Here is a 10695-nt window from a genome sequence, read left to right as displayed (position 1 = left end):
TACCGCAACCGCTTCGCCGCCACGCCGTGGGACGCGCCGTACCGGCCGGCCCTCGCGCATCCCAAGCCCAAGGTGCTGGGCAGCCAGACCGCGGTGGTCACCGGTCCGGCCGGCGAGGAGATCCACTGTGACGCCTATGGGCGGGTCAAGGTGCAGTTCCACTGGGACCGCGAGGGCCAGGCCGACGACAGGACCAGTGGCTGGCTGCGGGTCGCCTCGGGCTGGGCCGGCAACCGCTACGGCGGGATCGCCGTGCCGCGGGTGGGCATGGAGGTGCTGGTGACCTTTCTGGAAGGCGACCCGGACCAGCCGCTGGTCAGCGGCTGCCTGTTTCACGTGGAACACCCGGTTCCTTACGAGCTGCCGGCCAACAAGACCCGCAGCGTATTCAAGACCCTCAGCAGCCCCGGCGGCGAAGGTTACAACGAGCTGCGCCTCGAGGACCGCCAGGGGCAGGAGCAGATCTACGTCCACGCCCAGCGCGACTGGGACCAGGACATCGAGCACGATCAGAGGATCCGCATCGGCCACGAGCGCCACGACAGGGTGGAGGCCAACGCCTACAGCGAGTTCGGGGGCGAGGAGCACCGCATCACCTTCGGCGATCGCAAGAGCGAAGTGCGCGCCAGCGATCACCTGACGGTCGGCAACCAGCAGCACGTGAAGATCGGCAGCGGCCAGTTCGTCGAAGCCGGCGACGAGATCCATTACTACGCCGGCAGCAAGGTGGTGATCGATACCGGCATGGAGCTGACCGCCAAGGGCGGCGGCAGCTGGCTCAAGCTCGATCCGAGCGGGGTGACGCTGAGCGGGGCGACCATCCGCATCAACTCGGGCGGGGCCCCGGGGAGCGGTTCGGGCATTCAGATACTCGGCCCGCTGATTCCGGGAGCGGCGGATACGGACAGGGCCGGCAATCTACTCGATAGCGCCAAGGCCAATACCACCTGGCTGGAGCTGAACCTGCATCACGACAACCTCGAACCCGTTCCTCACGCCCCCTATCGAGTGGAGTTCAGCGATGGTTCGGTCAGGGAAGGCACGCTGGATGAGAAAGGCTTCGCCCGGCTCGAAGATATACCGCCCGGCCCCTCGAAGATCTACTACGGCGAAGATCCGCGCAGCTTCGAACTGGAGCCCATCAAGGCAGTGAAAACCAGCCGGCGCGACCTGGAGGAAGACCTGCGTCGCATCGGCCTCGACCCCGCAACCCTCGACATTGACGAGCTGATCGCCCGCGCCTCAGGACGACTGGTATGAGCGACATGGACCACTACGACGAAGACCTCGAACTGAACGAGGACGAACAGGAACTCGATCCGCAGGCACAACGCCAGGCCGCCTATGCGGAAGCCGTAACCGAGCTGGCCAAGGGCATCGCCCTCGGAGCCGTGCCCTTCCTGGGCCAGGCCATCGACGCCTACGACACCGTCGAGTCGGCGATCCGGGTCTATCAATCGAAAACGGCGTCCACCAAGGAGGAGGCCCAGTTCGATCTGGTGCTGGCGATCATCGGCTGGATTCCGGGCCCCGGGGATGGCGTGAAGAAAAGCCTGCGTCTGGTCAACCGCGACCCAGAGCGCTTCGCGCCGGTGCTGTTCGACTTCCTCCGCTTCGTGCTGGAAGAGTGCGGTATCCGAACCAGTCCGGAGGAGCTGTTGGCCAAGATCTTCGATGCCGGTGCCCTGCGCAGCCAGCTCGACGAGATCATCGAAGGCGTCAGGGACTCCGGTGCCTTCGAGGCGCTGCCGAGTTCACTGCAACGCAGTGTCATCGATGTACTGGTGATTGCCCGCGACAACCTGCCGAGCATGCTGGGCATCGTCGAGCGGCGCCTGCTCAAATGGCGCAGCAAGCAACGCAACAGCTCCGCGACAGTCTCCGATAGCAGCCAGCCCGCTGTCGGTATCAAGCCAAAGGGCGAGGCGCGGGACAACGCCGAAGGCAAGGACAGCCCGAGCCAGGCCGGCCCGAACAGGATAGATGCCCAGAAAACACGCACGTACCCGATCGAGGGTATCGACAACGCTATCCTCAGCGTCGCCGGAGAACATATCGCGGACTATTACTGCTACGAGAAGCTCGGCTGGGGCAGTGGCTGGGAGGCCCACGACTTGGGCGGCGCGGGCCATTGGACAGGCGCCAAGCCCAGCGCGCTGGTGGCCGGCAAACTGTCCCGTGGCGGTAGCCCGAAGGACCACCAGAAGCTGTTCAAGCTGACCGATCCCTCCTTCGGTACCGGCATCGATGCGGTCTGGTGCGCCAACGGCTGCGCACACAACGACGGCAAGCCCTTCGCCATTGTCGACGCCAAGGCCAGCGTCAGCGGCAAGAAGCCAAAATATATGAGCAAGCCCGGTAATACACGCAAGCCCGGGATATCCAGCTTGCTGGAAGGCAGTGGCAGTGGGCACGGCCGGGTCGTGCAGATGAGTCATGAGTGGATTGATAAAAACATAGACCGAGCCGTTCCTCCCAATATCGTCAGAAAAATAATGAAGAGTTTATCGGACGGGTCACCATCTTATAGCCGCCACATGCTCTATATGCCGTCTTACAACGATTCAATGCTGACGCATCTAGGTGCCACCTTTGAGAGTGGCAGTGCGAAACTTCATGATGAGCATGCAGCCATTCATTACACCGAAGATGATGTAAAAGCTGCAGTCAATAAGGCCAAGCAGCGCGAGAGAAACACGAACAAACATCCCGCCGCGCCAGGCCTTAGGGAAGAAAATTATGAGCACTGACAAACAATGCCGCCAATCTTTTGCAACAACACAATATTTCCAAAAATACATCTCACTCTTGAACGACTGGAATAATGATATTTTTAATGATATTGCCAACCCTCTTGTCAGCGATTACTACAGCGCAATACTAGCTACCAGGCTACGGAGAAATGCTTACACTTTAATATCTTGCTCTTATAGTGCGGGCCAAAGCCCAGAGCAAATAGCCCCTCAGCTAGATGCTTTAATCGCTGCTTATGAGAAAGATCGGGAACTTTCCATCATTTCCTACGGCAGCGATGAAGTCTGCGCCGGCTTCGGCGAGAACGACGACTACGAGCAGTTCCTGCAAACCCTCAGCCTGTGCATCCTGCTCGGCCGTGGCGAGTTGATTCCGCGTCTCTCCGCCATCTTCGACCGCGACAACAAGGGCCAGGACGCCATCTACGAAACCCTGCTCTCGTTCTACGACGACAGCCGGGTCAAGACAGATGAGTTGCTGTTCAAACGCCCCTTCGCCGGCCTGCTCAAGGTCATTCGCGCCGCCACGCCCAAGGAAGCCAGCAAGCTGCTGGATAAGTACTGCAAGGACTGGTACCCCGCCTTCAAGAAGGCTCCCTGGTACGACTCGCATCTCAGCATCGACGGCGACGAGGGCAGCTACAGCGGCTACTGGGCCTTCGAGGCCGGTGCCATCGCCTTCCTCTTCAACATCGACGACAGCCAGATCGGCCATATGGTCTACCCCAGGGACCTGGTCACCTACGCGCGCAACTTCACTCCCTCTGCCGGCTCGGCGCAGATCGGCCGTGTAGAGGCAGGACAACCCTGCCCGCGAGCCGGTTACTGGTTCACCCCAGCACAGAACGGCTCTCGCCGCTCTTTCCAGCAGGGGGAAACCATGCCTGATTTCAGCGATTCGAGCTGGGGGGCGACGATCTGGTACTGGTCCGGCGAGGACCCCAGCTGATGCCAGGGCCTCTCCGCCACTCATTCCTCTGAATCCCGCACTGCTGCCCATCGCAGCAGGCGCACCTCGACTGGCTGCAGCGCGACATGAATACAGAAATTGACTGCCCGAGGCCATCCTGCCCGGACCTCCCCCGACGTCTCGCGACGGCGGATGCGTTGGTGCCGGAAGGAATGGACCGCGAGCGTTTGACTGAAGGGTGATCGGGAACCACTGACATGATCCGCGAAATGGACTACGCACGGGATGACAAGACGGTCATCCTCAACCGTCACGGCGAGGCCGCGGCGCAGAGCCCGCTGACCGACTTCGTCGCGCCGCCGCAGTACGAGCAGCTGGAGGAGCGGATGGTCTACGCCGCCCGCCTGCGCCCGGCGGAAAGCTTCAACTTCGGGCTCAACCCGCTGGTGGCGGCGGCCTCCGCCCTGCTCTCCGAGGTGGTGCGGCTCAAGCACCGCTTCGAGGGCGAGGAGCTGCATGCGCTGAATCAGCGCCTGGCCGGCGAGCTCAAGCTGTTCGAGCACCGTGCCCTGCACGAGGGCGTGGAAAGCAGTCAGGTCATGGCCGCGCGCTATGTGCTCTGCACCGTGCTCGACGAGGCGGTGGTGACCACGCCCTGGGGCAACGAGAGCGAGTGGGCGCAGATGAGCCTGCTGTCGAGCTTCCACAACGAGACCTTCGGCGGCGAGAAGTTCTTCCAGCTGCTCGAGCGCCTGTCGCGCAATCCGGTCAAGCACCTGCCGATGCTGGAGCTGATGTATCTCTGCCTGTCGCTGGGGTTCGAGGGCAAGTACCGGGTGCTGCCGCGCGGCATGCTCGAACTGGAGTCGGTGCGCGACAGCCTCTACCGGCAGATCCGCCAGCTGCGCGGCGACGTGCCGCGGGAGGTTTCGCCGCACTGGCAGGGCCTGCGGGATACCCGCCGGCGCCTGGTGCGCATCGTGCCCTGGTGGCTGGTCGCATCGTTCACCCTGCTCTGTCTGGCCGTGCTCTATGGCGGTTTTGCCTGGGTGCTCGGTGAGCAGCGCGACGCCGCCCTCTCGCCCTACCAGCCCGTCGATCCGACTCTCCGGGTCGAGCCCAAGCCGTAATCAGGAAAGCAATGCCATGAAGGACTTTTTCGGCAAAGTTGTCGCGTTTTTCCGCAAGACCTGGGTCTGGAGCCTGTGCCTGCTCCTGCTGCTGGCCCTGCTGGTATGGTTCCTCGGTCCGCTGCTGTCGATTGCCGACCACAAGTTCTGGGAATCGCCGACCAGTCGCCTGCTGAGCATCGCCGCGCTGTGCCTGGCCTGGGGCCTGTTCCTGGTCTTCGCCAGCTGGCGCGGCACCCGCCGACAGAGGACAGAAAAGACCGACGAGTCCGCTCGCGAGCGCCTGCACCACGAAGGGCTGGTCGACGAGGAGCGGGGAATCCTGCGCCAGCGCTTCCTGGAAGCCCTGCGCACCCTCAAGCGCTCCAGTCTGTACAGCGGGCGCAGCGAGAAATGGCGCCGCGAGCTGCCCTGGTACCTGCTGCTGGGGCCGACCGGCAGCGGCAAGACCAGCCTGCTGGATTTCTCCGGCCTGGAGTTTCCGCTCAACCGCGGCGAGAACCAGCGGCTGACCAAGGACGTCGCCGGCACCCGTTATGCCGACTGGTACTTCGCCGAACACGCGGTGTTGATCGACACCGCCGGCCGCTATCTGACCCAGCCCGACCCGGCCGTCGACGGCCGCGCCTGGGACGGACTGCTGGGCCTCCTGCGCCGCCGCCGGGCCCGACCGCTCAACGGCGTGCTGGTGAACATCCCGATGGATAGGCTGCTCGGCGGCAACGAGCTGGAGCTGGAAGCCCTCGCCCGACAGACCCGCCAGCGCCTGCTGGAGATCCATCAGCGCCTCGGCGCCGACCTGCCGGTTTACCTGGTTCTGAGCAAGGCCGACCAGTTGCCCGGCTTCGCCGAATTCTTCGACCAGCTGTCCCGCGAGGAAAGCGACCAGGTGCTCGGCGCCAGCTTCCGCAAGGATCAGAACGGCACCGAGGCCGGGGTCGTGCGCGAGGAGTTCGAGCGGCTGCTGCAGCGCCTGAACAGCCAGGTGATCCTGCGCATGCACCAGGAGCGCGACACCCAGCGTCGCGGGCGGATTCTCGACTTCCCCCACCAGCTCGGGCAGATCGGCGAGCACCTGTGTCTGTTCGTCGAAATGGCCTTCGCCGGCAACCGCTATCAGCGCGCCAGCCAGCTGCGCGGCTTCTATCTGACCAGCGCGCCGCAGCTGGACAATCCGCTCGATCCGCTGACCGCCGGCATCGGCCGCAACCTGGGCCTCTCCGGCAGTGCCTTGCCGACCTTTCGCAGCGGTCGGGCGCGTTTCATCAATCACCTGCTGAGCCGGGTAATCTTCCCCGAGGCCGATCTCGCCGGCCTCGACCAGAAGGAAATCCGCCGCATCGACTGGGGCCAGCGCGCGCTCTATGCCGGAGCCTTCGCCTGCCTGGCGCTGTTCGGTCTGTTCTGGGCCAGGGGGTTCTCGGCCAACCACGGGCGCCTGGAGGAACTGCAGGAAATCGCCCGGACCCTCGGCCGCCAGCAGCAGGCGATCGCGCCCCGGGACGATGCCCTGCAGACCCTGGCGGCGCTGGACAGCAGTTATGCCGCGACCCAGGTATTCCCGTCCGCCGGCGAAGCGTCCTGGCTGCAGCGTGGCGGCCTGTACCAGGGGGACGAGGTCGATCCGGTGCTGCACCAGGCCTATCGGCGCGAGCTGGAAGACCTGCTGTTGCCGCGCATCGCCCGCCAGCTGGAGGCGCAGATCCGCGCCAATCTGGGCGACCGCGAGCGGCTGCTGGGCAGCCTGCGGGCCTACCTGATGCTGAACCTGGTGGAGCGCCGCGATCCGCTCTTCCTCAAGGAGTGGCTGGCTGCCGACTGGTCGCAGCGCCATCCCGGCAACGCCGCGGCCCAGCAGGGCCTGAACGGCCATTTCGCCCGTCTGCTGGCCGAGCCCTTCGCCGCCTACCCGCTGAACGATGCGCTGGTGGCCCAGGCCCGCGACGTGCTGCGCCGGGAGTCCCTGGCCAACGTGGTCTACCGCATGCTTCGCGAGCAGGCCCGCAGCCTGCCGGAATACCGTCTGAGCCAGCAGCTCGGCCCGCAAGCTGGGTTCTTCACCGGTGGCGACTACGCCATCCCCGGTTTCTATACCCAGCGCGGCTACCAGCAGTATTTCGTCGCCCAAGGCGGCGGTCTGGTGCGCGAGATCCTGCGCGACAACTGGGTGCTCGGCAACGGCGAGAGCCTCAGCGCCAACGACCTCGGCCGCCTGCTGGTGGAGATGGAGCAGCTGTACTTCCGCGACTACGCCAACCACTGGGGCGAGGCCGTCGCCCAGCTGGCCCTGGAGCCGCTGGGCAGTGCGGCCCAGGGGGCACAGCAGCTCGCTGGCCTGACCGCCGCCAACTCGCCGCTGCTGCAGCTGCTGGTGGCCGTACGCGATAACACCCGCTTCCCCGGGCTGGCGGAAGCCGCCGATGGCGCCGCCGAAGCCGGCGCGGCGCTCGCCGAAACCAAGGGGCCGCTGGGCAAGGCCGGCAAGCTGGCCGCCGCCGCGGCCGAAGAGGCCCAGTCCGCCCTGGCCAAGGGACTGCCGGATACCGCGCGCAAGTCCCTGGAGCGTCGCTTCGCCCCGCTGCACCGGCTGCTCGACGACAACGCCGGCGCCGGTCCCGAGCTGGCACCGGCGTTGCAGGCCATGGATGCCCTGCAGCTGCAGCTGGCCGGTCTGGCCCATGCCGGAGCCTCGGAGCAGGCCGCCTTCGAGCTGGCCAGGGCGCGCATGGGCGGCCAGCGCGATGCCATCGACCAGTTGCGCAGCAGCGCCGCCCGCCTGCCGCAGCCGCTCGGCCAGTGGCTGACCCTGCTCGCCGAGGACAGCTGGATGCTGGTCCTGAACGATGCCCACGAGTACCTCAACCAGCGCTACCAGAGTGAGCTGTACGCCTTCTACAACGGCTCCCTGCGCCAGCGCTATCCGTTCAGCGCCCATAGCGAGAGCGAAGTCGCCCTGGCCGACTTCCGTGAGTTCTTCAAGGCCCAGGGCGTGGCCGACAGCTTCTTCGAGCGCTACCTCAAGCCCTTCGTCAGCGGCAGCGCCGGGCAGTACCGCCTGCGCCAGGTGGACGGACGGGGGCTGCCGCTGTCGCGGGATTTCCTGGCCCAGATGAGTCACGCACAGACCATCCGCCGCAGCTTCTTCGCCGAGGACCCGGACCAGCCCCAGGTGCCGTTCACGCTCGAGCCCTATTCGCTGGACTCCAGCCTCGGCCGCGCCGATTTCCGTTTCGGCGACCAGCAGCTGGAATACCGCCACGGCCCCATCGTGCAGACCGCCTTCCGCTGGCCGGCCGACGCCGATGCCGGGCGCACTAGCCTGGTGGTGGAGGAGCTGGGCGGACGCCGGGTGGGCATCGAGCAGAACACCGGGCCCTGGTCGCTGTTCCGCCTGCTCGACCTGATGGAGGTCGACTACCACAGCGGTCGCGACGTGCTGATGGTCAAGGCCAACCTCGGCGGCCGGCACGCCAACTACCTGTTGCACAGCCAGCGCTCGCCGAACCCGTTCGACATCGCCCTGCTGCGCGACTTCAAGCTGCCGGCGATGCTCTGATGGCCGTCGTCAAAAGTGCGGCGCGCACCGAGGCCGGCAAGGTCCGGGCGCGCAACGAGGATGCCGTGCTCGATCTGCCGGAACGGGGGCTGTGGGCGGTCGCCGACGGCATGGGCGGGCACCGTAATGGCGCACTGGCCAGTCGCCTGGTGGTCGACAGCCTTGCCGCCATGCCCGGCGCGGATAGCCTGGAACGGCGTCTGGCACAGATCCGTCATTGCCTGCACGCGCTCAACCGGCGCCTGGGCCAGAGCCTCACGATCACCGCGGCCTGTCCCGACCCGGTCATCGGCAGCACCGTGGTCGCGCTGCTGCTGGACGGCGAGCGTGCCGCTTGCGTTTGGGCCGGCGACAGCCGCTGCTACCTGTGGCGCGGTGGCCGGCTCTACCAACTGTCGCGTGACCACTCGTTGGTCCAGCAACTGATCGACGAGCAACAGCTGGCGCCCGAGCAGGCCGCAAAGCATCCGGCCGCCCATGCCCTGACCCGTGCGGTGGGCGCCAGCGAGCAGCTGGTACTGGATATCCTCGAACTGGAAACCCTGCCCGGCGATACCTTTCTCCTGTGCAGCGACGGGCTGCACCAGAGCTTGTCGTCGGACGTCCTCGGTGCCGCCCTCAGCCTGCCCACCGTCGCGCTGGCCGTGCAGCGCCTGTTCGAACTGGCTCTGCGCGGGCCGGCGCGGGACAATCTCAGTGCCGTGGTGATCCGTCGATGAACGAGATGTCATTGACCGGCCGGGCTTCCGATCTCACCTGTTTCGCCTTCGCCCCTGCGGCTGCCGCCTTCCGGCCGGTCAGCCCGCGACGATCCGGCGATCTGCCAGAGGTGCTCGGCGGCCGCTACCGGATCGAGCGGCTGCTCGGCGTCGGCGGCATGGGCGCGGTGTATCGCGCTCGCGACCTGCTGCGCGAGCAGTTCGGCGACCCCGAGCCCTACGTGGCGCTGAAGACGCTCAGCACGGAGTTCGCCGAGTATCCGGACGCCCACGCCCTGCTCTACAGCGAGTTCGCCCTCGCCTCCCGGCTCAGCCACCGGCATGTGGTGCGACTGTTCGGCTTCGAGGTAGACACTCCGAGCCAGCATGCCTTTATCGTTCAGGAGCTGCTGGAGGGACCGACCCTCGATCAGTTGCTCGACGAGCATCCGCAGGGGCTGCCCTGGGCCGACTGCCAGTCGATCGCCCTGCCCCTGCTCGAGGCGCTGGCCTACTCCCACGGTTGTGGCGTGCTGCACGGCGATCTCAAGCCCGGCAATGTGATCCTCGCCGACGATGGCCTGCGCTTGTTCGATTACGGCCTCGGCCAGTCCGTTGCCGGACGGCTGCCCGGTCTGCCGCGCCTGTGCCGCAGCCGCATTGCCGCCTGGACTCCGCGCTACGCCGCTCCGGAGCTGCTCGACGGCGCCCCCCTGTCCGTGGCCACGGATATCTACGCCCTCGCCTGCCTACTCTACGAGTTGTCCGCCGGTAGCCATCCCTTCCGCCGCGTGGACGGCAGACAGGCGCAGAACATCGGACTGGATCGGATACTCCAGCGCCCGGCGCATCTGCCATCACGATGCTGGCCGGCCCTGCGCACAGCTCTGGCGTTCGATCCTGCGAAACGCCGCATCGATGCCGTCGAACTGCTGGCCGTCTTCAGCGCAAGCTCCAGCCGCCTGCGCCGCTGGCTATGCCTCTCGCATGGATGAACAGGAAGGAGTCCGCCATGTTCGCCCCCGCCAATGAAACCCACTTCTCTCTGACCATCGACGGCCAGCCGTCCGAGCTGCAGGTGCTCGGCTTCAGCGGCCGCGAGGCGATCAGCCAGCCTTACCGCTTCGACCTGGAACTGGTCGGCGAGCGGCCCGACCTGGATCTGGAGCGCCTGCTGCACCGGCCGGCCTTTCTCGCCTTCGACCGCGCCGGCCACGGCGTGCACGGGCTGATCCAGCGGGTCGCCCAGGGCGAATCCGGCCGGCGGCTGACCCGCTACCGGGTCGCGCTGGTGCCGCGGCTGGCCTACCTGGCCCAGCGGGTCAACCAGCGCATCTTCCAGCAGCTTTCCGTGCCGCAGATCGTCGCCCGGGTGCTCAAGGAGCACGGCCTCCTCGAGGACGCCTGCCGCTTCCCGCTCGGCAGCGACTACCCGCCGCGCGAGTACTGCGTGCAGTACGACGAGAGCGACCTGCACTTCGTCCAGCGCCTATGCGAGGAGGAAGGGATCCACTACCACTTCCGCCACGCGCCCGACGGGCATCTGCTGGTGTTCGGCGACGACCAGACGGCGTTTCCCCGCCTGGCGCCGACCGCCTACCGGCAGGGCAGCGGCCTGGTGGCCGATACGCCGGTGATCGAGCGCTTC

General features: G+C 66.2%; 8 protein-coding genes. All 8 read left to right on the top strand.

Translation table 11 applies throughout. The features are described from left to right. Nucleotides 1–1260 (top strand): type VI secretion system tip protein TssI/VgrG (gene tssI, locus ACFOJE_RS05070; RefSeq protein ID WP_377813198.1); only part of this gene is annotated, 1260 nt, incomplete at its 5' end. Next, nucleotides 1257–2750 carry a hypothetical protein gene (locus ACFOJE_RS05065; RefSeq protein WP_377813197.1) on the top strand — a complete coding sequence of 498 codons (1494 nt, stop codon included), beginning with the start codon at nucleotides 1257–1259 and terminating at the stop codon, nucleotides 2748–2750. The genes tssI (ACFOJE_RS05070) and ACFOJE_RS05065, both read left to right, overlap by 4 nt. Continuing rightward, the gene (locus ACFOJE_RS05060) at nucleotides 2740–3702 is read left to right on the top strand and encodes a PoNe immunity protein domain-containing protein (protein ID WP_377813196.1); all 963 of its coding nucleotides are present in this window, start codon (nucleotides 2740–2742) and stop codon (nucleotides 3700–3702) included. Before ACFOJE_RS05065 ends, ACFOJE_RS05060 begins: the two co-directional genes overlap by 11 nt. 218 nt (nucleotides 3703–3920) lie before the next feature. After that, on the top strand, nucleotides 3921–4793 hold the full coding sequence (gene icmH / locus ACFOJE_RS05055) for a type IVB secretion system protein IcmH/DotU (protein ID WP_377813195.1): 873 nt from the start codon (nucleotides 3921–3923) through the stop codon (nucleotides 4791–4793). Between the two features lie 16 nt (nucleotides 4794–4809). Beyond that, nucleotides 4810–8349 (top strand): type VI secretion system membrane subunit TssM, encoded by a 3540-nt coding sequence (gene tssM / locus ACFOJE_RS05050; RefSeq protein WP_377813193.1) that lies wholly within the window; start codon nucleotides 4810–4812, stop codon nucleotides 8347–8349. Beyond that, nucleotides 8349–9068 carry a PP2C family protein-serine/threonine phosphatase gene (locus tag ACFOJE_RS05045; RefSeq protein WP_377813192.1) on the top strand — a complete coding sequence of 240 codons (720 nt, stop codon included), beginning with the start codon at nucleotides 8349–8351 and terminating at the stop codon, nucleotides 9066–9068. The genes tssM and ACFOJE_RS05045 overlap by 1 nt, the downstream gene beginning before the upstream one ends. Then, nucleotides 9065–10042 (top strand): serine/threonine-protein kinase, encoded by a 978-nt coding sequence (locus tag ACFOJE_RS05040; protein WP_377813191.1) that lies wholly within the window; start codon nucleotides 9065–9067, stop codon nucleotides 10040–10042. Before ACFOJE_RS05045 ends, ACFOJE_RS05040 begins: the two co-directional genes overlap by 4 nt. 17 nt (nucleotides 10043–10059) lie before the next feature. Next, the coding region (tssI, locus tag ACFOJE_RS05035) for a type VI secretion system tip protein TssI/VgrG (protein WP_377813190.1) at nucleotides 10060–10695 on the top strand (636 nt) is incomplete at its 3' end.

The sequence above is a fragment of the Azotobacter bryophylli genome (assembly GCF_042643485.1).
In the GTDB taxonomy this organism is placed as follows: Bacteria; Pseudomonadota; Gammaproteobacteria; order Pseudomonadales; family Pseudomonadaceae; genus Azotobacter; species Azotobacter bryophylli.
The sequence above is the reverse complement of the archived record's forward strand: the minus strand, read 5'-3'. Positions and strand labels throughout refer to the sequence as shown.